At 65.2% G+C, this 25,286-nt stretch carries 26 protein-coding genes and 1 other RNA gene; 17 read left to right on the plus strand and 10 right to left on the minus strand.

Annotated features, from left to right (window positions below; all coding sequences use genetic code 11):
• Position 1 precedes the first annotated feature (1 nt).
• Positions 2 to 763: a tripartite tricarboxylate transporter TctB family protein gene (locus ABIA45_RS19860; protein ID WP_404653317.1), complete on the minus strand. Its 762-nt coding sequence runs from the start codon at positions 761 to 763 to the stop codon at positions 2 to 4.
• Positions 764 to 1,348: 585 nt separating this feature from the next.
• Here ABIA45_RS19860 and ssrA point away from each other — a divergent pair.
• From ssrA to ABIA45_RS19910, 10 genes are all read left to right on the plus strand, one after another.
• Positions 1,349 to 1,715: a transfer-messenger RNA gene (gene ssrA, locus ABIA45_RS19865) on the plus strand.
• A gap of 115 nt (positions 1,716 to 1,830) precedes the next feature.
• The gene (locus tag ABIA45_RS19870) at positions 1,831 to 2,349 is read left to right on the plus strand and encodes an SspB family protein (protein WP_157284719.1); all 519 of its coding nucleotides are present in this window, start codon (positions 1,831 to 1,833) and stop codon (positions 2,347 to 2,349) included.
• 89 nt (positions 2,350 to 2,438) lie between these two features.
• Positions 2,439 to 3,872, plus strand: coding sequence for a class II fumarate hydratase (fumC, locus tag ABIA45_RS19875; protein WP_404655708.1), 1,434 nt, complete (start codon positions 2,439 to 2,441; stop codon positions 3,870 to 3,872).
• 276 nt (positions 3,873 to 4,148) lie between these two features.
• The gene (locus tag ABIA45_RS19880) at positions 4,149 to 4,337 is read left to right on the plus strand and encodes a DUF4169 family protein (RefSeq protein ID WP_109144934.1); all 189 of its coding nucleotides are present in this window, start codon (positions 4,149 to 4,151) and stop codon (positions 4,335 to 4,337) included.
• A complete protein-coding gene (locus tag ABIA45_RS19885; protein WP_025038043.1) occupies positions 4,334 to 4,585 on the plus strand; it encodes a ribbon-helix-helix domain-containing protein in 252 nt (83 codons plus the stop codon). The genes ABIA45_RS19880 and ABIA45_RS19885 overlap by 4 nt, the downstream gene beginning before the upstream one ends.
• 116 nt (positions 4,586 to 4,701) lie before the next feature.
• A complete protein-coding gene (locus ABIA45_RS19890) occupies positions 4,702 to 4,977 on the plus strand; it encodes a FeoA family protein (RefSeq protein WP_036006563.1) in 276 nt (91 codons plus the stop codon).
• A 36-nt stretch (positions 4,978 to 5,013) separates the two neighbouring features.
• Positions 5,014 to 6,885, plus strand: a complete 1,872-nt coding sequence (locus tag ABIA45_RS19895; RefSeq protein ID WP_404655709.1) for a ferrous iron transporter B — start codon at positions 5,014 to 5,016, stop codon at positions 6,883 to 6,885.
• Between the two features lie 187 nt (positions 6,886 to 7,072).
• Positions 7,073 to 7,570 (plus strand): GNAT family N-acetyltransferase, encoded by a 498-nt coding sequence (locus ABIA45_RS19900; RefSeq protein ID WP_271540742.1) that lies wholly within the window; start codon positions 7,073 to 7,075, stop codon positions 7,568 to 7,570.
• A 233-nt stretch (positions 7,571 to 7,803) separates the two neighbouring features.
• Positions 7,804 to 9,318 carry an ATPase domain-containing protein gene (locus tag ABIA45_RS19905; protein WP_271540712.1) on the plus strand — a complete coding sequence of 505 codons (1,515 nt, stop codon included), beginning with the start codon at positions 7,804 to 7,806 and terminating at the stop codon, positions 9,316 to 9,318.
• The gene (locus ABIA45_RS19910; RefSeq protein WP_404653320.1) at positions 9,315 to 11,021 is read left to right on the plus strand and encodes an ATP-binding protein; all 1,707 of its coding nucleotides are present in this window, start codon (positions 9,315 to 9,317) and stop codon (positions 11,019 to 11,021) included. The genes ABIA45_RS19905 and ABIA45_RS19910 overlap by 4 nt, the downstream gene beginning before the upstream one ends.
• Before the next feature lie 51 nt (positions 11,022 to 11,072).
• On the opposite strand, the gene ABIA45_RS19915 is transcribed toward ABIA45_RS19910, so the two are convergent.
• The 4 genes from ABIA45_RS19915 to ABIA45_RS19930 form a co-directional block, all read right to left on the minus strand.
• Positions 11,073 to 11,315, minus strand: a complete 243-nt coding sequence (locus tag ABIA45_RS19915; RefSeq protein ID WP_404653322.1) for a hypothetical protein — start codon at positions 11,313 to 11,315, stop codon at positions 11,073 to 11,075.
• Between the two features lie 31 nt (positions 11,316 to 11,346).
• On the minus strand, positions 11,347 to 12,465 hold the full coding sequence (locus ABIA45_RS19920) for a DUF2336 domain-containing protein (protein WP_271540714.1): 1,119 nt from the start codon (positions 12,463 to 12,465) through the stop codon (positions 11,347 to 11,349).
• 334 nt (positions 12,466 to 12,799) lie between these two features.
• Positions 12,800 to 16,471 carry an AsmA-like C-terminal region-containing protein gene (locus tag ABIA45_RS19925; RefSeq protein ID WP_404653324.1) on the minus strand — a complete coding sequence of 1,224 codons (3,672 nt, stop codon included), beginning with the start codon at positions 16,469 to 16,471 and terminating at the stop codon, positions 12,800 to 12,802.
• A gap of 133 nt (positions 16,472 to 16,604) precedes the next feature.
• Entirely contained in the window at positions 16,605 to 17,834 is a 1,230-nt protein-coding gene (locus ABIA45_RS19930; protein WP_404653326.1) for a cytochrome P450, read from the minus strand.
• A 130-nt stretch (positions 17,835 to 17,964) separates the two neighbouring features.
• On the opposite strand from ABIA45_RS19930, the gene ABIA45_RS19935 reads away from it, so the two are divergent.
• On the plus strand, positions 17,965 to 18,576 hold the full coding sequence (locus tag ABIA45_RS19935) for a TetR/AcrR family transcriptional regulator (protein ID WP_404653328.1): 612 nt from the start codon (positions 17,965 to 17,967) through the stop codon (positions 18,574 to 18,576).
• Positions 18,577 to 18,602: 26 nt separating this feature from the next.
• Here ABIA45_RS19935 and ABIA45_RS19940 read toward each other — a convergent pair whose 3' ends face one another.
• Positions 18,603 to 18,929, minus strand: a complete 327-nt coding sequence (locus ABIA45_RS19940; protein WP_271540718.1) for a hypothetical protein — start codon at positions 18,927 to 18,929, stop codon at positions 18,603 to 18,605.
• 371 nt (positions 18,930 to 19,300) lie between these two features.
• Here ABIA45_RS19940 and ABIA45_RS19945 point away from each other — a divergent pair, with 371 nt between their 5' ends.
• From ABIA45_RS19945 to ABIA45_RS19955, 3 genes are all read left to right on the plus strand, one after another.
• Positions 19,301 to 19,567 (plus strand): hypothetical protein, encoded by a 267-nt coding sequence (locus ABIA45_RS19945; protein ID WP_271540719.1) that lies wholly within the window; start codon positions 19,301 to 19,303, stop codon positions 19,565 to 19,567.
• The gene (locus ABIA45_RS19950; RefSeq protein ID WP_157284730.1) at positions 19,560 to 19,856 is read left to right on the plus strand and encodes a hypothetical protein; all 297 of its coding nucleotides are present in this window, start codon (positions 19,560 to 19,562) and stop codon (positions 19,854 to 19,856) included. The genes ABIA45_RS19945 and ABIA45_RS19950 overlap by 8 nt, the downstream gene beginning before the upstream one ends.
• 124 nt (positions 19,857 to 19,980) lie before the next feature.
• Positions 19,981 to 20,259 (plus strand): DUF1488 domain-containing protein, encoded by a 279-nt coding sequence (locus ABIA45_RS19955; RefSeq protein WP_036037411.1) that lies wholly within the window; start codon positions 19,981 to 19,983, stop codon positions 20,257 to 20,259.
• Positions 20,260 to 20,358: 99 nt separating this feature from the next.
• Here the strand turns inward: ABIA45_RS19955 and rpsU are convergent, their stop codons facing one another.
• Positions 20,359 to 20,634 (minus strand): 30S ribosomal protein S21, encoded by a 276-nt coding sequence (gene rpsU, locus ABIA45_RS19960; protein ID WP_128263103.1) that lies wholly within the window; start codon positions 20,632 to 20,634, stop codon positions 20,359 to 20,361.
• Positions 20,635 to 21,072: 438 nt separating this feature from the next.
• Between rpsU and ABIA45_RS19965 the strand changes: the two genes are divergently transcribed.
• The 3 genes from ABIA45_RS19965 (at position 21,073) to ABIA45_RS19975 (ending at position 21,886) form a co-directional block, all read left to right on the plus strand.
• On the plus strand, positions 21,073 to 21,282 hold the full coding sequence (locus tag ABIA45_RS19965) for a cold-shock protein (RefSeq protein WP_197961561.1): 210 nt from the start codon (positions 21,073 to 21,075) through the stop codon (positions 21,280 to 21,282).
• 90 nt (positions 21,283 to 21,372) lie between these two features.
• The gene (locus tag ABIA45_RS19970) at positions 21,373 to 21,615 is read left to right on the plus strand and encodes a transcriptional regulator (protein ID WP_157284815.1); all 243 of its coding nucleotides are present in this window, start codon (positions 21,373 to 21,375) and stop codon (positions 21,613 to 21,615) included.
• Positions 21,616 to 21,664: 49 nt separating this feature from the next.
• Positions 21,665 to 21,886: a hypothetical protein gene (locus ABIA45_RS19975; RefSeq protein WP_027572524.1), complete on the plus strand. Its 222-nt coding sequence runs from the start codon at positions 21,665 to 21,667 to the stop codon at positions 21,884 to 21,886.
• A 105-nt stretch (positions 21,887 to 21,991) separates the two neighbouring features.
• Here the strand turns inward: ABIA45_RS19975 and ABIA45_RS19980 are convergent, their stop codons facing one another.
• From ABIA45_RS19980 to ABIA45_RS19990, 3 genes are read right to left on the minus strand one after another with little or no spacing between them, the layout of a single operon-like run.
• Entirely contained in the window at positions 21,992 to 22,177 is a 186-nt protein-coding gene (locus ABIA45_RS19980; protein WP_404653330.1) for a hypothetical protein, read from the minus strand.
• A gap of 60 nt (positions 22,178 to 22,237) precedes the next feature.
• The gene (locus tag ABIA45_RS19985) at positions 22,238 to 22,507 is read right to left on the minus strand and encodes a hypothetical protein (RefSeq protein ID WP_404653332.1); all 270 of its coding nucleotides are present in this window, start codon (positions 22,505 to 22,507) and stop codon (positions 22,238 to 22,240) included.
• A gap of 51 nt (positions 22,508 to 22,558) precedes the next feature.
• A complete protein-coding gene (locus ABIA45_RS19990) occupies positions 22,559 to 25,144 on the minus strand; it encodes an EAL domain-containing protein (RefSeq protein ID WP_404655710.1) in 2,586 nt (861 codons plus the stop codon).
• Positions 25,145 to 25,286: the final 142 nt, after the last annotated feature.

Here is a 25,286-nt window from a genome sequence, read left to right on the forward strand (position 1 = left end):
CTCACTGGATCAGAAAACGCGGATACATCGGCATCGGCAGCCCGAGTATGTAAGGAAACAGAATGGCGCAACCGAGCGTCAGGCAGGCGCCGACGATCGCTGCTTCGAGCCAGCGTGTCTCGTGCGAACCGGCCGCCGAAATCATGAAGCTGGTAAAAGCCGTGACTACGAGGCCGAGGGAGCGGATCGACAGGGCGAAGAAGACGATCGCAGCCACCACGAACAGCGGTCCCCGCCAGGAATAATGGGCCATCGGCGGCCCGTTCGTCAGAAGACCCGTCAAGGCAATGCCGGCTGACAAGGCGACCAGCAACCCGCCGAACATGCGCGGCGCGGTCCCTGCGCCGAAGGAGAAGCCCCGCATGCCCTGCAGATCGCTCCCTGCCCACAGCGCGAACAGGGCGACGGCCATCAGAACGACGCCGCCGACATAATCCTGTGCCGATCGGATCGTCATGAACAACGTGAGGATCGCCACCGCAAACAGCGGATAGGAATAGATCAGCGCCAGCAGCACCTCGGACGACATCTTCTTGGCGCCGCCGCCGAACGATCCGAACAAGGCGCTGGGCGCGCCGGCGAGCAGCGCCGTCGCGTGGCCGGTGACGACCGCCGCCGGACCGCGGCCGGCTCCCCAGCCAAAGATCGTCCCGATCGACCAGATCAATTCGAAAATCTGCGGCGCAATCGCCAGCAGACAAAAGCCGAGCGCCAGCCTGGTATTTCGGGTGGCCGTCGCTGAGTGGCCCATCGTGTCGGCCATGCCTGTCTCCTCCGCGACCCGTAAGTCACGAGCACTGTTGTTTTAAATCGACTGGAACTGGATCCCCCGCCCCGGATCACTGCCTAGCGATTTTCGTTACACAATGCCAGCAAAACCCAACGCGCCGCCGGCAAGCAGAAGCCGGACTGGATAGTTGCGCGAGATGGACGCGGCCGCCGCAACCATTGCGTCAGACGCAGTGCAGCAATTGCTGGACCAGGCCGATTTAACATCACGATAAGCACGTTCGGACCTGGCGAGACCTGTGAAGTCGCGTGGGCGTTTTAGTCGGTGCTTTGCCCTGACCGCGATGCTGTGCGTCTTCGGGCACTGCCGCCGCAGCCCCGGCGAGAGAGCGAGATCCGGCCGAAGCTGGAGATCAGCTTGCGGCTCCTCGTGCTGCTACTTTCCGCCGCAGGAAATTAACCGACGCCGAGACTGACAATGTCGTTCGCTGGAGCAGCAGCGTCATCATGCGCAAGGATTCAGCACATCGGGCCGGCGACCTCTGCCAAAGGCCAGAGCCGCGATAGGCCCGGCAGTCCGAAGCTTATCAAAAGGGAACCGCGGGATCGCGCCCCCAACCCTCTGTTTTTCGAAAGCTTTGCCCCCTATATTGGGGGTGCCGGTTCGCCGGCTATGGAAATAAACGGTCGTCGCAATAAACCATTCGGACCCGGGGGCGGTACCCGGCGCCTCCACCAAAGCCCACCATCGGGCGTGCTCGAAGCTGGGCTTTGGCGGGGGCGAAATAGGATCGACGAGGGCGTAAAGGGCGTACTTTTTCCCGGTATTGTTCCGCCGTTATCGGGCTACTGCAATAGTTGCCAACGACAACTTTGCTCCGGTTGCTCAGGCTGCGTAACGCAGTTTGAAAGACCACTCTAAAGTCCTAGTGGGTTAAGCTCCGCTAGGCGGGGTTCGGAGGCACCTGGCAACAGAAGCCTCCACTTTACTCTTTGATTCTTCCCCGGCGGGGACTCCTGCTCGCCCGTCAGGCGCGGTACTATTGCGGCTTGGCGAGTCGGATCGGCAGGATCCGGCTGCTTGGATGCAACAGGACCACCATGGCGACCGATCATATCCGATACGATGTGCTGGCCCGCGATGCGCTGCGCGGCGTGCTGCGGAAGGTGCTGACCGATGCCGCGGCGCATGGCCTGCCGGGCGAGCATCATTTCTTCATCACCTTCGTGTCCAAGGCCGAAGGCGTGAAGCTGTCGCCGCGGCTGCTCGCGCAATATCCGGAAGAAATGACGATCATCCTCCAGCACCAGTTCTGGGACCTGACCGTGCTCGAGGATCGTTTCGAGGTCGGCCTGTCCTTTGGCGGCATTCCGGAGCGGCTCGTGGTGCCGTTCAGTGCCATCAAGAGCTTCCTCGATCCGTCCGTGAAGTTCGGCCTCCAGTTCGACACCTCCGACGTCGCCGAGGTCGCGCCGGACAATCTGCCGGCAGCGCCCGCACCATCGGCCGTATCGGTCCCGGCACCTGCCGCGGAGAAGCCGGAAGCTGCCGACGAGCCGCCGCCGCCGAGCCAGGGCGGCGCCGAGGTCGTGCGGCTCGATCGTTTTCGCAAGAAATGATCTAGGTTGGCCGCGAAGCCGTCGCGCCCGCCCAAACTGCCTATATAGAGAAGCACATGAACAGGCCGCGCGGCGTTTCGCGCGGCAGAATGGATGTGCTCATGGCCAAAGCGTCCCGCTCGAAGACTGCCCGCCCCGCAACCCGCACCGAGACCGACAGCTTCGGTCCCATCGAGGTCGCCGCCGACCGCTATTGGGGGGCGCAGACCGAGCGCTCGCGTCAGAATTTCCGCATCGGCACCGACCGCATGCCGATCTCGCTCGTGCATGCACTCGGCATGGTCAAGCTCGCCGCCGCACAATCCAACCTCGAGCTCGGCCTGCTCGACCAGCGCCGCGCCAATGCCATCATCCGCGCTGCACGCGAGGTGATCGAGGGCAAGCTGGACGACCATTTTCCGCTGGTCGTATGGCAGACCGGCTCGGGCACCCAGAGCAACATGAACCTCAACGAGGTGATCGCCAACCGCGCCAACGAGTTGCTCGGCGGCGAGCTCGGCGCCAAGAAGCCGGTGCATCCCAACGATCACGTCAACATGAGCCAGTCGTCGAACGACTCCTTCCCGACCGCGATGCACATCGCCGCGGCAAGCCGCATCAATGCCGATCTCGTGCCTGCCCTTGCCGAGTTGCTGCGCGCGTTGCGCAAGAAGGAGAGGGAGTTTTCGAAGATCGTCAAGATCGGCCGCACCCATACCCAGGATGCGACGCCGCTGACGCTCGGTCAGGAATTTTCCGGCTATGCCGCGCAGGTCGAAAGCGGCATCGCCCGGCTCAAGATCGCGGTGAAGGACCTCTATCCGCTGGCGCAGGGCGGCACAGCCGTCGGCACCGGCCTCAACTCGAAGCCGCGCTTTGCCAAGCTGTTCGCAAAGCACGTTGCCGGGATTACGAAGCTCCCCTTCACCAGCGCCGCCAACAAATTCGAAGCGCTGGCCTCGAACGATGCCTATGTGCTGGCGCACGGCGCCATCAATTCGGTCGCGACCGGCCTGTTCAAGATCGCCAATGACATTCGCCTGCTCGGCTCCGGCCCGCGCTCGGGCCTCGGCGAATTGATCCTGCCGGAGAACGAGCCCGGCTCCTCGATCATGCCGGGCAAGGTCAACCCGACACAGTGCGAGGCGATGACCATGGTGTGCTGCCAGGTGTTCGGCAATCACACCGCGATCACGGTCGCCGGCAGCCAGGGTCATTTCGAGCTCAACGTCTACAAGCCGGTGCTGGCCTACAACATGCTGCATTCGATCCGCCTGATGGCGGATGCCGCGCGCTCCTTCACCGAACATTGCGTCAGCGGCATCCGCGCCGACGAGAAGCGCATCAGGGAGCTGATGCAGCGCTCGCTGATGCTGGTGACGGCGCTGGCGCCGAAGATCGGCTACGACAACGCCGCCAAGGTGGCCAAGACGGCGCATGCCAACGGCACCACGCTGAAGGAGGAGGCGCTGCGGCTCGGCTTCGTCGCGGCCGACGAGTTCGACCGTCTGGTGCGCCCCGAGAAGATGACCAGCCCGGGATGATTCCGAATTCCGATAGCCATCCGTAATGATACGGACGCTCGGCGCCCAAAAATATGCGGCTTTGGGGGCGGGATTTGATTACCGTCAATGTTGCGGCCGGGGCGGCGTGTTACGCGGCTCTACTGCCCTCGACGGGGCGAAATTCATCGTTTGATGGCCCAAGGGCCGATTGACGAGGACGAGCGAATGGCGATCAAGTCTTCTGGGGCGCAATGCGGCGTCCTGTTTCTGAGTGTTTCATCCGGCAAGAAGAGGATCGGGTGATGGAGACGCGGCATGGGGAACGTCATCAACCTGAATCGTTTCAGGAAGCGCGTCGAGCGGGAAGCCTCGGCGAAGCAGGCGGACGCCAACCGGGCGAAGTTCGGGCGCACGAAGGCGGAACGGTCGTCCGAGGCGAAGCGGGCGGACCAGGCCAAGGAGCATCTGGACCAGCACCGGATCGATCGCGAGGAGCAGCCATGAAGTCGCCGGTGGTGAAACGATCGATCGTCGTCGCCGGCCACAAGACCAGCGTCAGCCTGGAAGAGGCGTTCTGGAACGGCATGAAAGAGATTTCCGGCCTGCGCAACATGACGTTGTCCGAGCTGGTCGGTGAGATCGACAACAACCGCCAGCAGGGCAATCTGTCGTCGGCGATCCGCCTCTTCGTCCTGGACTACTTCAAGAGCCGCGCCATGGCCGCCCAGCCGGACAAGGTCCCGGCCCAGTAGCCGTCGGGAGGCGCCTGCGACGGCGCCCACGCCCCTGCACTTTAAAATCGCTCTAAGGTGCAGCTTCGGCGCGCGGGCACGCTTGACCTCAATGCCCGGCGTTGAAAATACAGGGCATGACCGACACCACTGATACGCGTTCGCACATGCCGCTGGGTCTGGCCCAGCGCGGCTATACCGGCGTCATCCAACACCTTGCCGCCAAAGAGGCTGGCTCGGCGCTTTCGGACGTCGAGCTCGAGAGCCGCCTGATCGAACTCGGCTTCGTCGAGGGCGCCCGGGTCGAGATCCTGCATGAAGGGTTGGTCGGGCGTGATCCGATCGCGGTACGGGTCGACAGCACCACGATCGCGGTCCGCCGTCGCGAAGCCATGGCCATCATCGTCGCCTGACGCGCGACCGGAATCTTGCCCCAGGCCCTTGATCCCATGGAAGCACCGCTGCTGCATCTCGCTTTGGTCGGCACGCCCAACAGCGGCAAGACCTCGCTGTTCAACGCGCTGACCGGCAGCCGTCAGAAGGTCGCGAACTATCCCGGCGTCACGGTCGAGCGCAAGGAAGGCTTCTTCGTCACCCCGCTCGGCCGCCAGGTCTCCGTGGTCGACCTGCCCGGCACCTATTCGCTGCGCGGCCGCAGCCCGGACGAGGAGATCACCCGCGACTTCGTGCTCGGCAAGGCCTCCGGCGAGACCCTGCCCGATCTCGTGCTGTGCGTCGCCGATTCCACCAATCTGCGCCTGACCATCCGGCTGCTGCTGGAGCTGAAGCGCACCGGGCGGCCGATGATCCTCGTGCTCAACATGTTCGACATCGCAAGCCGCCGCGGCATCACTGTCGACGTCGAGCGGCTCGCCAAGGAGCTCGGCGTGCCCGTGGTCACCTCGATCGCGGTGCGCAAGGGCGGCACGGCCGACCTGCTCAAGCTGACCGACGAGATTTCCGCAGCGCTCGCCGCCGAGCCGGTCGAGAACAGCTGGCGCGCGCTCGGCGTCTCCGAGCTGCGCGCCACCCAACGCGAGGCCGACCGCATCATCGCCGACTGCGTCAGCTTGCCTGCTCGTCCCGACACCTGGACCGCACGGATCGACGCGATCGTGCTGCATTCGGTCGGCGGGCTGATCGTGCTCGCGCTGATCCTGTTCGTGATGTTCCAGGCGGTGTTCGCCTGGGCGCAGCCGGCGATGGAGCTGCTGAAGTCCGGCTTCGACTCGCTCGGAGAGCTGGTGCAGGCCACCCTGCCCGACGGCTTGCTGCAAAGCTTCCTGCAGAACGGCGTGATCTCCGGCGTCGGCAGCGTCATCGTGTTCCTGCCGCAGATCATCCTCATCTTCCTGTTCATCCTGCTCCTGGAAGATTTCGGCTACATGGCGCGCGCGGCGTTCCTGATGGACCGCATCATGGGCGGCGCCGGCCTGCACGGCCGCGCCTTCATTCCGCTGCTGTCGAGCTTTGCCTGCGCCATTCCCGGCATCATGGCGACGCGCGTCATCGACAACAAGCGCGACCGGCTGACCACGATCCTGATCGCGCCGCTGATGACCTGCTCGGCGCGCATTCCGGTCTATACGCTGATCATCTCCGCCTTCATCCCGGCCAAGGACGTCTGGGGCTTCATCAACCTGCAGGGCCTCGTGATGTTCGGGCTCTACGCCACCGGCATCGTCAGCGCTCTCGTCGTCTCGTTCCTGATCAAGTTCTTCATGCTGCGCGACTTTGCGCCGGCGCCCTTCATGCTGGAGCTGCCGGACTACAAGATGCCGCGGCTGAAGTCGGTCGCGATCGGCATCTTCACCCGCGCGAAGATGTTCCTGTACCGCGCCGGCACCACGATCTTCTCGATGATGGTGCTGATCTGGTTCCTGGCCTCGTTCCCGCAGCCGCCCGCGGGCGCGTCCGGGCCGGCCATCGAGTTCAGCCTCGCGGCGATGATCGGCAAGGCGCTCGAACCCCTGCTCGCCCCCGTCGGCTTCAACTGGCAGATCGCGGTGGCGCTGATCCCGGGCATGGCGGCGCGCGAGGTCGCGGTCGCGGCGCTCGGCACCGTCTATGCGATCGAGGGCGGCAACGAAGCGGTCGAGCAGATCGGCCAGGTGCTGGCGACGAAATGGTCGCTCGCGACCGCACTGTCGATGCTGGCCTGGTACATCTTCGCCCCGCAATGCGCCTCCACGCTGGCCGTGATCCGGCGCGAGACCGGCAGCTGGGCCTGGATGGGGGTCACCTTCGCCTACATGCTGGTGCTGGCCTATGCGGCGAGCCTCGTGACGTACAACGTCGCGGTCGCGCTGGGGGCGGGGTAGCCCCCTTCCAAAACAAAACTGCGAAAACAACCCCATGCACAGTGGACCGGGGGTCGTGAAATCAATGGATTGCGGATTATCCTAAGTCGCTGCTTGCTCCGTCGGGCAAAACAGTGGCATGATGTCAAAATTCAGCCCCAGCGATAGCACCATGAACGACACGCCACCGACCCGGCGATCTGTCCCCCTGGACCATTTCACCACCGACCGCCTGACCGCCGAGCGATTGCGCGAAGATCACCTCGGCGACCTTGTCGCGCTGCATCGCGACGCCGAGGTCTCCCGTTTTCTCGGCGGGGTACGGACGCCCGAGGTCACGAAGGCCTATCTCGCGACCAACATGGCCCATTGGGACCAGCACGGCTTCGGGCTCTGGACGCTGCGAACGAAGGACGGGGCCTTCGCCGGACGTGCCGGCATTCGGCACATTGTGGTGGACGATGTCGACGAGATCGAGATCGCCTACGCATTCAAGCGCGAATTCTGGGGCCAGGGATTTGCAAGCGAGATCGCGGCCAAGCTGACGGACATCGGCCTGTTGCAGCTTGCGCTGCCGTCCCTCATCGGCATCGTCCATGTCGGCAACACTGCATCCCGCCGCGTGCTGGAGAAGTCGAACTATCTCCTCGAGCGCAGCACGAACCGTCACGGCGAAGATGTCGTGATTTACCGCATCAGGCGGTGAATGCCGCGGCGGGGCCGACGGCGGCTGATCGCTTGTGTTCATTTTTGAACCGACACCCCCCAGGGGGTCGGCTCAGTCTGAGCGGCGAAGCGGTCGCCTGACAGCCCGAGGCATTCGAGCGGGAACTCAAGCCCGGCCTCGGAGTTCCTTAGACGGACCTTTCAGTCATCCGGCTCCCGGCAAGCGCTTGGAGCGCATGGAGAGCTTTGGGAAGATACGCGTAAGGGGGGTTCATGACCGGTCAATCCGCGGCTGCCCCAGGCAGCGACCTCAAGGATTCGCCGAGAGTTTCGACCGGCAGCGAAGGACTGGACGATATCCTCGGCGGTGGCTTGGACCCCAACCGGATGTACCTCTATGAGGGACGACCCGGCACCGGCAAGACCACGATTGCGCTCCAGTTTCTGCTCCGCGGGGTGCGGGACGGCGAACGCGTACTCTACATCTCGCTTTCCGAGACGAAGCGCGAGCTCACCTTGGTCGCGCAACGACACGGCTGGTCGCTGGACGGAGTCGACATCTTCGAGCTTGTCCCGCCCGAGACGACGCTCGATCCCGAGCGGGAGCTGACGGTTTTTCATCCTGCCGAGATGGAGCTGAGCGAGACCACGGGTCTGATCTTCAAGGAGGTCGAACGGATCAATCCCACCCGCGTGGTGCTCGACAGTCTCTCCGAATTGCGGCTGCTGGCGCAGAACCCGCTCCGCTACAGGCGCCAGGTTCTGGCCCTGAAGCACTTCTTCACCAACCGCAATTGCACCGTGGTTCTGCTCGACGATCTGTCCTCTTCCCAGGACGACCTGCAACTGCATTCGATCGCACACGGCGTCGTGATGCTCGAGCAACTGGCCATCGACTACGGTGCCGAGCGGCGACGGCTTCGCGTGATCAAGATGCGCGGCATCCGTTTTCGCGGCGGCTTCCACGATTTTACGATCGCGCAAGGCGGCCTGCGCATCTATCCCCGGCTCGTCGCAGCCGAACATCACAGATCATTCGAAGGCGACATGGTGTCCAGCGGCAACCCCGAGCTCGACCAGCTCCTCGGAGGCGGGCTCGAGCGCGGCACCAACGCGCTCCTGCTCGGCTCGGCCGGCGTCGGCAAGTCGTCACTTGCGCTGACCTACGCCATCGCGGCGGCGCAACGCGGCGAGCACGCCGTGTTGTTCGCATTCGATGAAGGACGCGGAACGGTTGAGGCACGTGCCAGGACGCTCGGACTGCCGCTGGACGAGCACCTCGCCTCCGGACGGATCCGCTTTCAGCAGATCGATCCCGCCGAATTGTCGCCGGGCGAGTTCGCGGCAACGCTTCGCCGCAGCGTCGAGGCCGACAATGCCCGCATCATCGTCATCGACAGCTTGAACGGCTATCTGAACGCGATGCCGGACGAACGCTTCCTCATTCTGCAGATGCATGAACTGCTCAGCTATCTGGCCCAGCAGGGCGTGCTCACCATCCTGATCCTCGCCCAGCATGGGCTCGTTGGCCCGATGGATACGCCGCTCGACATCAGCTATTTGAGCGATGCGGTGCTGATGCTGCGCTATTTCGAGTTCGGCGGGACGGTGCGGCGCGCGCTCTCGGTCGTCAAGAAGCGCAGCGGCAATCACGAACACAGCATCCGCGAGTTCCGGCTCGGCGGCGCGGGGATCAAGCTCGGTCCACCTCTCCAGGAGTTCAGCGGCATTTTCTCCGGCAATCCTCGTTACACCGGCACGGTGTTACCGGACGGACCGGCCGAATGAGTGCCGACCGGGACGACCGCATTCTGATATTCGCCCCGATCGGTCGCGACGGACCGGCATCGGCGGAGCTTTTTCGCGGCGCAAGCCTGGAAGCGGTCAATTGCCGGAGCTTGCCAGAACTCGTTGCCGAGATGGCGGCTGGCGTTGGAGCGGTTTTTTTGGCCGAGGAAGGACTATTCGGCAAAGACACGGCGCCGCTGGCACATTGGATTGCGAACCAGCCGCCATGGTCCGACCTTCCCTTTGTCGTTCTTACCAGCCATCGGGAGCAGCCGGCAGTTGTCGCATGGAGACGCAGTATCGTCGAGCTCCTGCGAAACGTTTCGCTGCTCGAACGTCCGGTCCAGCCGATCACGCTGACCAGCGCGATTCAATCGGCGATGCGCGCCCGACGGCGTCAATATGAAATCCGGGCTCTGCTCGAAGCACGCGAGCAGACCGCGCAGGAGCTCGAGAAACTGGTGGTCGAGCGGACGCGAGAGCTGGAAGAAGCCAACGAGCAGCTTCGCCTCGAAATGAACGAACGCACGCGCGTGGAGGAGACGCTGCGCCAGGCCCAGAAGATCGAGGCCATCGGCCAGCTCACCGGTGGTGTCGCCCATGATTTCAACAATCTCTTGATGGTGATCTCCGGCGGGCTCGACATGCTCGATCGTCAGACGGATCCGAACCGCCGCCGCCGGCTGATGGACGGGATGATCCAGGCGGCGCAGCGCGGCGCCAGCTTGACCAAGCAGCTTCTGGCATTTTCCCGGCGGCAGAAGCTCCGGCCGCAGCCCGTCGACGTCGCCGCGCAGATCGGCGGGATGCGTGAACTGCTCGATCGCAGCCTGAGGGGCGACGTTCACGTCGAGTTCGACTTTCCGGAGCAGCTTTGGCCGGTGGAGGTCGATCCCGGCGAACTCGAGCTCGTCATTCTCAACCTGGCCGTCAACGCCCGCGACGCCATGCCCAATGGCGGCACGATCATCGTGCGCGGCGAAAATCTACCCGATCTGAACGATGGAGAGATCGCCGGCGACTATGTCCGCCTGTCCGTCGTCGACACCGGTGTCGGCATGCCCCCGGAGATCATGTCGCGGGTGTTCGAGCCGTTCTTCACGACCAAAGACATCGGCAAGGGGTCGGGGCTTGGGCTCGCACAGGTCCATGGATTTGCGACGCAGTCGCGCGGCACCGTGCGAATTCAATCGGAGGTCGGACGAGGCACGAGCATCGAACTGTACCTGCCGCGATCCTCCGAGACGCCTTCCGGCGAGCGACACCTCATCGACCTCACCAGGGTGCGCCCGAAAAAGAGCAATCAGGGGCAGATCCTGCTGGTGGAGGACGATAACGAGGTTGCCGCACTGGTCAGCGAGATGCTCGGCCAGCTCGGCTACGAGGTTACACTTGCTTCCAGTGCCGCGGCAGCGCTTGGAGCCCTCGCGGATGGCCGTCCCATCGATTTGATCTTCTCGGACATCATGATGCCGGGCGGCATGAATGGGGTCGAGCTTGCGCGCGAGATCAGGAAGAGACGAAGCGACATACCGATATTGCTGACCAGCGGATACGCCGAAGCCTCGGTCCATGAAGCGGAGAGCGCGGGCATCGCCATATTGGCCAAACCCTATCACATCGACGAGCTCGCGGCGGCCTTGGCCGCGGCAAAATCAGGTCTTCGTCGCGATGCAGGCTCCAAACGCTCGAACTCCTGCTGAGAGACGTCGCGAACTACGCTGCGCGCCAGACTACGGGCGATCGCAGGCGCCTTACCGGAAATATCCCAGCACGAGATCGACATCGGCGCTGCGGGCCGCCGTGCCGTTCAGCTCGGCGTCGATGACGCGGCGGCAGGCGTCGACCGCGGCGTGATCGCCGAGGTCGTTGGCGGCTTCCAGCACGAGCCAGGCGGCGTCGACCGAGGCCTTGTCCGGAGCTGCGGCGCCGAGATCGGTGGCGCCGGCATTGGCGAGATTCTTCTTGCGAACGGCGGTGCCGAATTGAGGCAACATTGCAGGTACTCCCCTCTCCTCAGTGGACCTGTCAGTGGACTTGTAGCTCGGGCTGACGGCCCGCATCGGCACCCGCGCCGGTCTTGCGCGACTGGTAGAACTTCAGAATGCTGCGCGAGGTCTCGATGTTGAGCCGGCCGAACTCGCGCTCGTTGTCGCGAAGGTCGCGCGCCGTGATCAGATGATCCTTGGCGCCGAGGAACAACAGCGACATCGTCGTGTCCCAGGAGAAGTCGAGCGCCTTGCACAGCACCAGGATCATCTCGCGGTTGCGGTCCATCAGCGCGCGCTCGATCACGTCGACCGGCAGCGCCGACAGCAGCGACAGGCCGATCTGCACCTCGTCGAAGCGATGCTGGCGGGCATAGTTCGAGATCGAGTCCTGGTTGAGATTGCCCTGGCGATACTGCGTCGTGACCACGCGCTTGGCGACGAAATAGCTGCGCGAGGACGGGCCGAACTTGGACTGGAGATCGCCGGTGACCTCGGTGACCGAGCTCTGGATCTGCGACATCATCTCGGGCCGCTCGGTCTCGAGGCGGCGGCGGACGTCTTCGGAGGCCTTCGCGATCAGCTGCTGAAAGATGTGGCGCGGCACGTCCTTGCGCAGGCCGAGCTGCTCGGCAAGGATCGAATCGCCCTCGGCGCGGCGGACCATGTGCAAGAGGCCCGAGCCGGAGAAGCGCGCGCCCTCGTTCTTGGCGACCGAAGTCACGACCTCCTGGTTGCCGCGCTTGACCAGCACGTCGGTGACGGCTTCGCCGATCGACTGGCGCTGCGAGATCGCCAGCAGATGCGCCTGGCCCTTGGTCATGGCGCTCTGGACCAGCATCTTCTCGTCGATGCGGTTGGAATCGCGCAGCACGGGGCCGGCAACCGCGATCTCGTCGTCGAGGGCGAGCCTTTCGATGACGTTGAGCGGGGCGTGATCGCAGGCCGACATCACTTCGGAGAGCTGCGCGCGCGCTGCCACCTCGATCTCGTCGGCGAGCCGGCCGATCACCTCGCCGAACATGCTGATCTCGTCGTCGCTGTAGCGGCCGGTGATGAGGATGTCGGTCGCATGCCACAATGCACGCGCCCGGCTTTCGTCGGTGCCGCGCGCGATCGCGTCGTCCAGATCCTGCAGAAGCGATTTCGCCCCGTTCATCTCGATCACCCCAGTTCTTGGCAGCCCGTTGGCGAGCCGTCCCGCCGCTCGCGGCGCGACGCCGAATTCCTCTGGGAACCCACGCTAGAGATGAAACGCGAGAATTCAGTAAAGTCGGCAAATCAGTTTTGCCGACGAAAATTCGTTCAAATGCGAGGGAATGGATTTACTGTTGTGCAAGAGCCGAGAAGCTTTGGGCACTGAAACCTCTCCGCGTCATGGCCAGGCTTGTCCCGGCCATCCACGCCTTGCCGCATGGAACAAAGAACGTGGATGCCCGGGACAAGCCCGGGCATGACGAGCATCGGCAACGGAGCGCTTTAGATAGCGCCGTCTACGGATTCTGCGGCGTCAGCACAAGCGGCGGCTTCGGCCTGGGCTTGGCGGGCGGCGGGCCCGGGGCGGGCTTCACGTCGATGGCCGGAGGGAGCGGCGCGAGCTGCTGGCTCGCGAGCGGCGGGCTCGTCAGTGAAGGGCTGGGCGCGGCGGGCGCGGCCTGCGGAGCTTTCGGGGTCGGCGCCACCCTGGGCTTTGCCGGCGCGCGGCGCGGGTCCTGGCCCGGCAGCGGGACGTTGGGTGGCGCCTGCTCGGTCGCTATCTCCGGGGACACCAGCGTCGGCAGCGCAGCGGTGGCCGGCGGCGGCTCGCCGCGCTCGATGGCGTCGAGCCGCCGCGTCTCGCGATCGATCGTGCGCACCGCGAGCCATGACGACAGCGGTGCGAGGTCGATGGTACGGTTCAGCCTGTCGGGCGGGCCTGCCGCAAACAGCTGGATCTCGGGCGGGGCGCCGGAAAGCCCGGTCATGATCGGCGTCAGGCTGGCGCGGATGTCGGCCTGGTCCGCCGGAATGTCGTAGCCGCCGGAGACGATGGCGCGGGCGTTCTTCGCTTCCAGCGGCGTTGCGCCGATGCGCAGGCGGCCGTCGCGGATCGTGAACGGAATCTGCGCCGAGGGCACCGCGATGCGCCCCGCCGACAGCGCGGGCTCGACAAGCTGCCGCAGCCGGTTGTCGTCATTGACCTGGCCGCCGTCGCTGGCGCGGATGGCGATCTCGAACGCACGCGGATTGAGGCCGGCGATCTCGGCGGATTCGAGCGTCACCGTGCCGTTGCCGGCGAGCGCGCCGGTCAAGGCCGCGACGCTGCGGCCCTGGCTGGTCAGCGCCATCTGCACCGAGGCGCGCCCCTTGGGCAGGGCGAGGTCGCGATAGCGCAGCGCCGCCGCATCGACGTTGCTGAGCTCGATGCGCGCGTTCAGCGCAAGACCACCCGCGCCATTGCGCGCGTCCAGGCTTGCGGACATGTCGCCGCCGCCGACGCCGCCCTTGAGCGCATCGAATGCGAGCGACTGGCCGTCGCTCCGGATCGTGCCGCCGAAGGGGCGGAGCTCTATGCCGCCGGGCAACGTTCCGCGTAAGGCCTGGAAGGCGATGCGGCCGCGCCAGCCGCTGACCAATCCTGCGCTGAGCGGCTCGCCGGACTCACGACCGGCTGCGCCGACGGCGATTGCGAGCGCCGGCGCCAGATCGAGCGAGTCGAGACCGACCTCGCCGTCGATGCTCTTGTCCTGATCGAGCGTCACCGAAACATGGCCGCGCAGATGCGAGCCCGCGGCATTGCCTTCGAGATCGCCGAAGGTCAGGCGATTGCCGGAGAGCGTGAGGCGGGAGGACAGGCTGACATTCTGCGCCGACTTGTCGGCCGGGCTGGTCCCGAGCAGCGGCGCCAGATTGGCGTTGCGCACGCGCAGGTTCACGCTCGCCTTCGGTTCGAACGATTTGGGCTCGAACGATTTGGGTTCGGACGGTTTGGGCTCCGACCATTCGACGCTGCCTTGCGCGTCGGCATCGAGCCCGCCGCCGCTGAGCTTTGCGTTCAATTGCGAGGGACGGCGCCAGGCTCCGCTCAACCGTCCTTCGAATTGCGAGGCGCCCTCGCCCGCGGCCACGATGCGGTCGAGCCCGAGCAGCGCCAACAGCGCGCCGGCCTGCGGCGCCGCGACTTTCGCGTCCAGCGTAAAGTCGCTGTTGCGCAGGCGTTCGAGGTCGATACCGCCGATGGCGGCCGCCGGCGTCTGCGCGGCCAGGGTCGCCGTGGTCTTGAGCTGCGGTGCGTCGAGGTCGAGCACGAAGCGGGCATTGCTGCGATCGGCATGCTCGGCGTTCTTGTCGAGGCTGAGATCGAGCTTGAGACGGGTCGCGCCGGGCAAGGACGGGAGCGCATCGAGGCGCGCGCGCAGCGCGGGCGCGAACGGCTCGACCAGCGCGGTGAGCTCGCGCAGCGAATTGGCCGAGGATTTCAGCGCGAGCTTGCCGGTCGTCTTGGTGCGGTCGAAGCTGCCGCTCGCCTCCGAGGTCACGCCGCCGCCCTGGCCGAAGCGCAGCTGCTCCAGCGACAGCGACGCCGGGCTGTAGGCGAGCCTGGCTGCGAACGGCCGCAGCTCCTGGCCGGCGGAGATCGCGCGGCCGATATCGAGCGAGAGCTTTGCCTCTTCCGGCCATTCGCCTTGCGGCCCCGCCAGCGCGCGCACGAAGCTCGCGGCGGCATCGAGGTCGAGCCGGTCGGCCCTGAGGTCCGCATCGATCCGCGAGCCCTTGCTCGCGCCTGTCTGCACGAAGACGATGCGGCCTTCGACCGCGCCGCCGTCGATGTCGGCCTTCAGCCTCTCGATGGCCAGATGATTGGCGGCGATGGTGACGTCGCCGGAAAGGCGCAGCGGCCGCGTGCTGCGGCGATTGATCTCGCTGCGGCCCTGCAGCCAGGCCACCAGCGTGTCTGGATCGGAGGATTCGACGCTGAGCCGGCCGCTGAAACTGTCGGCGCCGGGAGCTGCGCCATTGAGCGAGACCTGCGTCATGCCGGGCGCGCGCAGCTCCAGCCGCCGGAACGTCCAGGACCGGCCGTCGGTCGCAAGCTCGGTCGCGATATTCTGGAGCGGACGGCCGCCGAGCATGATCTGATCGGCATTGAACTCGATCTGGGCAGGGATCGGCACCTGCGGGATCGCCGCCAGCCCTGCGCGCAGCGCCGGCAGGACGCGCTGCGGATCGGCATCGTCCTTGGCGGTCAACCTGTCGGCATCGACCTGCCGCGCCGACAGCACCGCGCGCAGCAAGGGCGATGCGCCAAACCTGAGGTCGCCGACGCCGCCGAGCTTCAGCGCGGTGTCCTCCGGGCCGAAGCTCGCGTCGATCTGCTCGAATTTCGCGCCGGCCGGATCGGCCTTGAGCCTGGTCGCGAGCTTCCAGGGCGTCGGCCCCGCTTCGCCCTTCCTGGCCGCGGGCACGGCGAGGGTCAGCGCGCCCTCGAATTTCGGCTGGCGATTGTCGAAGGCGAGCACGCCTTCGAGATCGGCGAGGATGGCGCGCTCGCCGGGATCGACGTTGAGGTGGAGACGGGTGGCGCTGCCGTCGGCGCTGGGGCCGGAGGAGACGCGGAACGGGTAGCGCACGCCGCGCGCGGCGAAGCTGCCCTCGCCCCGCACCGAGCCTGCGAGCGAGCGCACGTCGCCGGAGAAGGCGATGTCGTTCAATTCCAGCGTCGAGCGGCTGGCGGCATCGTGAAGAGCGATGCGGCCGGCGAGGTTCAGCCGCTCGATGGCGAGGGAGGCCAGGTTGAAGGTGCCGCTCGCGGTGGAGGGCAAATCGACCCGTCCGCGCGCGTCCAGGCCAAGATCGACCGCCATGCCGCCGACCGAAAGCTCGGTGGCGCGCCATTCACCGCGCATCAGGGAGCCGAGGCTGAACTCGACGTCGAGCTTGTCGGCGCGCAGGCGGCCGAGATCGTTGTTGCCACCGAAGGTGACGCCGCGCAGCCGCAATGTCGGCGCCGGCAACAGCCGCGCATCGAGCTCGCCCGCCACCCGCACCGGCACGCCGATGATCTTGCCGGCCTCCGCCTCGAACTGGGGCCTGAACTGGTTCCAGTCGATGTAGTAAGGCCCGATCAGCGCGGCCAGCAGCGCAATGATGAAGGCAATCGCCAATCCGAGCAGCGTCGTCTGCACGGGTCTCCCCTCGGCCAAACCGGCCTGGGCCGAAGCTGAGAGCCTCAGGCGCGCCGGAACAGCCCCTTATATAGGGGGAAGTATGGCGAAGTCACAGCGACTGTTGCGCGCGGAGGTTAACGCGCAAGCCCCCTCACCAGCTCGCCGGCAGCCGCCTCAGCCCGCGCAGCACGAAGGTCGGCCGCCATTCCGGGGTCTCGATGTCGTCGATGCGCAGATCCGGCAGCCGCCGCAGCAGCGTGGCGATGGCGATCTCGGCCTCGATCCGCGCCAATTGGGCCCCCAGGCAGAAATGGATGCCGCCGCCGAACGACAGCGGCTTGACGTTCGCCCGGGTGACGTCCAGCCGGTCGGGCCTGTCGGGGTAGACCGCGCCATCGCGGTTGGCCGAGCCCAGCAGGCACAGCACGGTCTCGCCCTTGGGGATCGTCACGCCGCCGAGGTCCTCGATCTCCTCCAGCGTGACGCGCCCGGTCATCTGCACCGAGGAATCATAGCGCAGGAACTCCTCGATCGCGTTCGTCATCAGCTCCGGTTTCGCTTTCAGGAGCGCAAGCTGATCCGGGTTGCGGTGGAGCGCGAGCAGGCCGTTGCCGATCAGGTTGACCGTGGTCTCGTGGCCTGCGCCGAACAGCAGGATGATGTTGGCGGTCAGCTCCTCGTTGGTGAGCTTGTTGCCGTCCTCCTCGGCCTGCACCAGCTGGGTGATGAGGTCGTCGCCGGGATTCTTGCGGCGCAGCTCGAACAGCTGCTGGAAATACATCTGCGCCATCAGGTTGGCGGCGTTGCCCTGGCGGATCTCCTCCGGCGAGAGCGGCACCGGGTCGAGCAGCCGTCCGCCGTCGCGCGAGCTCTTGTAGAACACCTCGCGATGCTCCTCGGGGATGCCGAGCATGTCGCAGATGATGGTGACGGGCAGGCGGAAGGCGAAATCCTCGATCAGGTCCATGTGGCCGCGCGCGATCACGGCATCGATCGCCTGGTCGACGACCTCCTGGATCCGCGGTCGCATGTCCTCGACGCGGCGGGCGGTGAAGGCCTTCACGACCAGGCCGCGCAGGCGCGTGTGGTCCGGCGGATCGGCTTGCAGCATCCATTGGCTCATGCTGCGAAACACCGGCTCCTTCATGATCTCCGGGCCGTAGCGGCGCGTGGTGCGTTCGACGAAATCCTTGCCGAAGCGCTTGTCACGCAGCACGAGGCTGACCTCGGCGTGACGGCTGGCGACGTACTGGCCGAACGGCGTCACATGGATCGGATCGACCGTGCGCAGCCGTTCATAGTGCGGATAGGGATCGCGGATGAAATCCGGCGAGAGCGGGTTGAACAGCGGTCCGCCAAATGGTTGCACTTGCTCGTTCATGGTGACCTCGGATCGGTTGCCGCATGACACGCATACGCAAGGCTGCCCCATCGCCCGGCGTAACCATCCCTGAAGATTATCAACTCGATACATTGTTGTATCGAGTTGCATTCTGCCCTAAGCTGCGCCGATGTCAAGGGTGAGAACCAGGCCGACCAGGGACGACACGCGCGAGGCGCTGTTCGAGGCGGCCGCGCGCGTGTTCGAGGCGGACGGCATCGGCGGCGCCAGCATCGAGGCGATCGCGGCGGCGGCGGGCTTCACCCGCGGCGCGTTCTATTCGAACTTCAAGAGCAAGGACGAATTGATCATCGCCATGCTCGAGGATCATGTCGCGCAGTCGATCCGGCGCAACATGGACATCCTGGCGCAGCACGACAATCTCGACGATTTCATCGCGGCGCTGAAGGCGATGGATCGCAGCCGCCAGGATCCGCTCGGCCGCTCGCCCCTCCTCCACATGGAGATGATCCTGTTCGTCGCGCGCGCCGAAAAGCGCCGCCCGGAGCTTGCCAAACGCCTGCGCGCGCGGCGCAAGCTGGTCACCGACATCGTCGAGGCGACGTTGAAGAGCAACGGTCGCCACCACAATCTGGACCCGCCCTGGATGGCCGCCATCGTGCTCGCGCTGGAAGACGGCTTTCGCCTGCACCGGCTGATCGACCCCGAGACGACGCCGGCCGACAGTTTCCTGCGCGCGATCACGGATCTGCGGCGCAGGACTGGATTGGCCCCGGCCTAGCGGGTGCCTTCCGCGACCGGCGCTCCTTACTTCTTCTTTGCGGGTCCGAAATCCGGTTGCCAGGCGACTTCCTTGCGGGACGGAGCCGCGGCGATGACCTTGGCCTTTTCCTTCTTCGGCTTCTTGGCTTCGCGGTTGCCGCGTTGCTGGCCCTTTGCCATGTCGCTCTCCGTTGCTGGTTTGAGTTCGTCGAATTCATTCGGCTGCAGGACACGGCCGCGCGGGGTGCAGACCCTGACGTCCATGTAGCCCTCGCGCAGCAGCTTTTCCGCGAGACGTAGCGCGACCGTCGCAGTTCCGCGGCCGAGATTGGAGCTGCCGTATTCGTTGGTGCCGCTGACCAGATACGGCACGCGTGTTGTCCTAGCCATTGATGACCGCAGCGGCGCACACGAGAATCAGAAGAAACAGCGGAACGATCACCGGCGGCACGATCCATTCCAAGATGCGGACACGCGACATCGAACGCTCCTGCGAAGCCTTCGGCGGGAGCACACGTGACCCTCAGTCACCGGTCGATGCCGTTGAGAAGCGCGGTGATGACAACGACCCTACGCCCGGGCCGAACCAATAGCGAGCGCTAAATGCGTCGCGGGCCAGCGCCGCACCGTGACAAACCGTTCGCCGCTAACGCAGACGATAGTGCTGGCTATTGCCGCGCCAAAGGCGCATGCTCGTCGCAGCCAGCACCGGTTGGGGCTTCACTTGCGAAAGGCAGGCGTGCATGACCATCCGCTCGCGGCGAGAGACCGTCATCTTCAGGCGTCCGTTCCAAATCCGCGGCATCGCGCGCACCTTGCCGGCGGGCACTTACGAGGTCGTCACGGATGAGGAGACGATCGACGGCTTGACATTCGCCGCCTATCGCCGGGTTGCCACGATGATCACTGTCCCTGCGGAAGGCCTGCGCGGTACCACGGAGGTACTGTCGATCGGTTCTGTCGATCTTGCTGATGCGCAAGCAGCGGACGCGAGCATAGCCAATGACTGACCGGCCGGTCGATCTCGACAAGCACCGTGGCATGGCCGCGCAGAAGGCCACCGACCTGCGCCGCGCGCTGGCCGAGGTCGAGGCCCATGTCAGGGAGTTGCGCGAGCGCGAGGCCGATCTCGAGCACCGCATGATGACGGTGCCCGCTGCGTCCTGGCAGGAAGCCGCGGTGAAGGCGCGCCATCTGCTCAACCTCTATGCTGCGAGTCTTCCGGCAGAGGACACGCGCCACCGCGCGCTCGTGTCGGCGCTGTTCGACGATTTCGCACGGCTGTCCGGGGACGGCTGAGCCGAGCGACGGCCGCCCGCATTCTACGCGCATGCCGGTGCGAGCCAGGAAACCGGCGCGCGGTCCCGGTCAATGACCGGATGGCGCGACCGCGCCAGGACACCGACGTGCAATGGAGTAGGCCATGACCCTGACGAGCGGCCGCTTTATCGGCCATGAATACGAGCGGATGATCGTACGGTTCTCGATGCATGACGGCGCCAGGGAGATTCCTTGCGCAATTTCGACCTCCGCGATGGACGATCTCGAGCAGGGCCCGCAAGTCAGGCCCGAGCAGCGGGAAGCCCAATTCGCGCGTCTACGGGATCGCATCGAAGCGTGTGCTGCGAGCAAGTATCGCGCCACAGAGTTCGAAGGTACCCCGCCGGGCATCGTTCTGCGCGGCATCGATTTCAGGCGATAGGATCTCAGCCCATCGAAGACAGCCCGCGAAGCTTGGTCGGGCTTTTCTGCAGCGTCACGCTGACGCGGCATGGTGTGAGATCCGGAAAGTCGATCGTTGCTACTCGGGCCTTGCCTTGATCTCCGGCAAGGGCGGCTTGCGCTCGAAAGGTTTCTTTTTCGGCGGCGCGGGCAGCAATCCTTCCCTGATCGCCTGCTTGCGAGCCAGCTTGCGGGCGCGGCGAACGGCCTCGGACTTCTCGCGGGTCTTCCTCTCCGACGGCTTTTCGTAGGACCGTCGCTGCTTCATTTCCCGGAAGACGCCCTCACGCTGCATCTTCTTCTTGAGAACGCGCAGTGCCTGCTCAACGTTGTTGTCTCTGACGAGTACGTGCAATTGATCCTCCTGGCTCGGGCTGCGAATGCGACACGTCCTGCAGGGCAGCCAATTGCGCAGGAGCTTCATTGCGATGTGTGAGGATGGTGGGCCGCGACATTGGTCGCGGCTTCGGACGAGCCGATCTGCTTGTCACAGCGAGCAGCTTGGTGGCGCCACGTGACCATTGTCGTGCTGCGCTGTCAATCGATAACGCCTTGCTCGCTGATTGACCGACACTCGCAAAGCGCCACGATCGGAACAGAAGAACCGCCTTGCAGCAAACAAACTGGCTTCGCTCCTTGCAAATGCGCGAAAGTCGTATATATTGAAGTTGTTCGATTAGCCGCTGTGCCTTGTTGAATGCGCCCGCGGGCTCCTTTTCCAAAGACATCGACGAAGTTGAAGGTAACCGCGCGATTGTCGCGCGGGATGCGCTCGCGCGCTTTGGAGAAGACAATGACGACAGGTACGGTCAAGTGGTTTAACGGCCAAAAGGGCTTCGGTTTCATCCAGCCAAACGACGGTGGCAACGATGTGTTCGTTCACATCAGCGCCGTTGAACGGGCTGGGCTCGCTGGTCTGGGCGAGGGCCAGCAGGTCAATTTCGAGATCAAGACCGACAAGATGCGGGGCAAGTCCAGCGCCGAGAACCTCTCGCTGGCTTGATATCGTGGCGCCGTTTCACGGATGTACTGAAACGGTCGCTTTGCCCGCTCAATCCCTGGATTGAGCGGGTTTAGTCTTTGCGGGTGAATGATGAGCAGCAAGAAGCCGGCAGAGCCGTCACCCGAAAGCATTGCGCGTTCCGATCGCAAGCGCCTGGCCGCTGAAGAGGGCGCGCGGGCATTGGCGGACGTGGAAAGGCAAGCCATCGAGGTTCGCAAGAACATGGCGCGGCTCCGAGAGGCGCGCCAGGCAAGGGAAGCGGCCGATGAAGCTCTTCGGTCGACTTTGCCGGTGCCTAAGCTCAAGAAGCGGACAAGGAAGCTGGCGCGATAGCCGTCCAACGCCGCCGGCGAAATCTGAAGTGCCGATCCCATGCCGGAGAGTGCAGATCGTGCCTCGCATAAAGCCAGATCACGGAACCATCACTTTCTTTCTCGCGTCCGGCGCAAATCGGCAGATGTGCCGGCTTGCAACGACATTCAACACGCAGAAGCAGGCCTTCAGCTATCTACAGAAGCATCGCACGGAATTCGAGCGTATGGCGCGGGCGCGCCTGGCTTCAGGAGAGCTCGAAGACGGGATTGTCGTCCTGTCGATGCTCTGAAGCGCGATTATCTCCGAGATGAGCGACATCCTGGTAGACCGGTCCAGCTCTCGTCATAGACGAAGGCCGCTCTGAAGGCGCTCCCGCCTGCGTGCCTATGCGACACTAACTCGTCTTCTCGGAGGGGCTTTGTCGCTCGGCCTCCCTCGCCAGACGTTCGGCCTTTAGCCGCTCGCGATTTGCGTGGAAGGCCTGGTCTGCTTTCTGGTAATCAGTCGCTGGTTTCGTCGCGGTCTGCTTGAACAGGTTGTTCGCCTCGGTTACCGCACGCGATTGGGAATTCCGTCTCATGGCTTGTCCTCCGTCGTGAATTCGACGTCCGCCGCTGTGGCGGCTTGGTTGCTGCTCGGCCTATTCTCGGGTCGGCTTGCGGCGCTTGGACCGATCAATTCGCACCCGGCGGAACTCGTTGGGCCCATCGAGCAGATGCTGCTTGCGGGTTGCCCTATCCTCCGCCGTCGTTGCCGCATCGCCCATGCGGTCGATCTTGTCAGCGGCCATTTTGCGAGCGCGCACCTTCTGATTATCCGGATCGGCCTGCAACGCAAGCCCCAAGTCCACCAGGCGGCTTATTGCCTCGGACCATGGCGCGGTGCCTCTCCGGTGGATGCCGTACACCAAACCGTCTGTCGCAGATGCGTTCCTATCGGCCGGGAATATCGCCCAAGGCAGCTACGCCGTCCGCTTCGCCGCCTCGTGTCCGACTGCCGCAACATCGAGCCTTCCCAGCATCGCCCTCGCCTGCTCGGCGCAATGCTCGATCAGCCAGCGCTCGAAGGCGGCCGGCGGCAGCGGGGGAGCGTAGAGGAAGCCCTGGACGATGTCGCAGCCGAGCTCGGCCAGCGTGCTGCGCTGCCCCTCGGTCTCGACCCCCTCGGCGACCACGCTCATGCCGAGGCCCTGACCGACGCGGACCACGGCGGTGGCGATCGCGAGCGCGCCCGCGTCCTGCTCGATGTCACGCATGAAGCTGCGGTCGATCTTCAGCTCGCGGATCGGCAGATGCGCGAGCCGGCTGAGGCTGGAATAGCCGGTGCCGAAATCGTCCACCGAGAGGCCGACGCCGAGCTCGCGGATCGCGTTCATCGTCTCCAGCGCCGCGGCGCCGTCCTGCATGAACGCGCCTTCGGTAATCTCCAGCATCAGCGCGTCCGGCCGCAGATCGTGCTCGGCCAGGATGTCCTTGAGCCGCGCGGCCAGCGTGACGTTGCGGAAATTGATCGGCGACAGGTTGACCGAGACGCAGGGGATGTTGAGCCCGGCGCGGCGCCAGCTCGCCATCTGGCGGCAGGCCTCGCGCACGGACCACAGGCCGATCTGCTCGATCAGCCCGCATTCCTCAGCGAGCGGGATGAACTTTGCCGGAGAGACGTCGCCGAGCTCAGCATCGCGCCAGCGCGCGAGCGCCTCGACGCCGTGGATCGCGCCGTCGCAGCTGCGGATCTGCGGTTGGTAGTTGAGGCTCAGCGCACCTTCCGCGACGGCGCGGCGCAGCGCCGCGATCAGCGCCAGCCGCTGCTCCGCGAGCACGTTCATCTCGGCACTGAAGAGGCGATGCGTCGAGCGTCCGGCCTGCTTGGCCATGTACATGGCGGCGTCCGCCTGCTGCATCAATGTGTCGATGTCGGTGGCGTGATCGGGATAGAGGCTGATTCCGATGCTGGCGGACATCGGCATCAGCTTCGATCCGAGCCGCAACGGTGCGGACAGGGCCTCGGTGATCCCGGCCGCGATGCGCTCGGCGGCCTCGGCATTGCGTTGCGGCAGCAGGATGACGAACTCGTCACCGCCGAGCCGCCCCAGCATGTCTTCGGGACCGATCTGCTCGCGCAGGCGCTGTGCGAGCAGGATCAAGAGCTCGTCGCCGGCGGCGTGGCCGAGCGTGTCGTTGACGTCCTTGAAATGATCGACGTCGAGGAAGGCGAGCGCGACATGGCCACCGGCCGGACAGGCATCGATCGCGGTCGTGATCAGGTGGCGCAGCTGCGCGCGGTTCGGCAGGCCGGTGAGCATGTCGTGATAGGCGAGCCGCGCGATTTCGGCGCGCGCCTCCTTGCGCTCGATCGCGAACGCGCCGAGGTTGACGCAGGCATCGACGATTTGGCGGTGCCATCTGCTCGGCGCCCGCGGTTCGCGATAATAGAAGCCGAAGGTGCCGATGACGCGGCCGTCCTTGGCCTTGATCGGCGTCGACCAGCAGGCGCGCAAGCCCACTTCGAGCGGCCGCGCCTTGTAGGGTTGCCAGCGCGGATCGGCATCGATGTCGGCAACCAGAACCGGAATGCCGTAGAAGGCTCCGGTTCCGCACGTGCCGACCTCGGGACCGATCGCGATGCCGTCGAGCGAACGGGAATAGTCCTCGGGCAAGCTCGGACCGCCCAGCGGATGGAGCAGGCCGGCGGCATCGACGTGCAGCAGCGAGCAGACGACGCCGGGCGCGATCTGCTCGACGCGGCGACACAGCCGATCGGCAATCTCGGTGATCGGCGCCTCGTCGGCGAGCGCCGCCATGATCAGCTGCTGCAGCGAGCGCAACTGCCGGGATTCGGTGATATCCTCGAGCAGCGCGAAGATGTGCTTGACCCGGCCTTTCTTGTCGCGGAAGGCGTCGATCCGGGCAGAGACCCAAATCTCCTCACCATCCTTGTCGTAGACGAGCACCTCGGCCTCGGCGCCGTGACCGCCATGCATCAGCCGCTTGACGAGCTTCGCAACCGCCTTGCGATCGGTGTGGCGGCCGGCAATGAGCTCGCGGGCGCGGCGGCCTTCGGCCTCCTCGCTGGTATAGCCGAACAGCGTCGTGAACGCGGAATTGACGTAGACGATGTTCTGCTCGACGTCGGTGATGATCACCACGCGGTTGGTCTGGTCGGAGACCGCGTGGAGAAGTCCGATCCTGGCGCGGCGTTCGGCATCGAGGGTGACGTCGCGCGCGAACACGATGTGATGGGTCGCGCCGTCGACCGTCGCCGACGACATCGCGATCTGCGCCTTGATACGGCTGCCGTCGCGCCGCACCAGACTGATCTCCTCGCGGAAATCCGCGGTCGCACCGACCCCAAGACATTTGAGGGTGAGGACGGCGGCATCGCGGCCGAGCACCTCGGCGGCAGCGAGCTTCCAGATCCGCTCCGCGGCGGGGTTGAAATGGGTGATGCGATGCGCCTCATCGACGATGACGATGCCGTCGTCGGCGCGTTCGAGCGCGGCGCGCAGCATGTCAGGAATTTCTGTCGCAAGGTGATCGGAGGCGGACATCGTCTGGACCAGCGGCATCGGGAAATGCGGCAATCGGCGAGAGGTTAACGCTCCGATGGTGTCCAAGACGTTTTTGCAATCCGGTCGCGCTGCGCCAAGAGGCGGCATGATTAACGCTTCGCGAAAACGCCGAAGGTATCTT

This window comes from Bradyrhizobium sp. USDA 336, assembly GCF_044908355.1.
Lineage (GTDB): Bacteria > Pseudomonadota > Alphaproteobacteria > Rhizobiales > Xanthobacteraceae > Bradyrhizobium > Bradyrhizobium yuanmingense.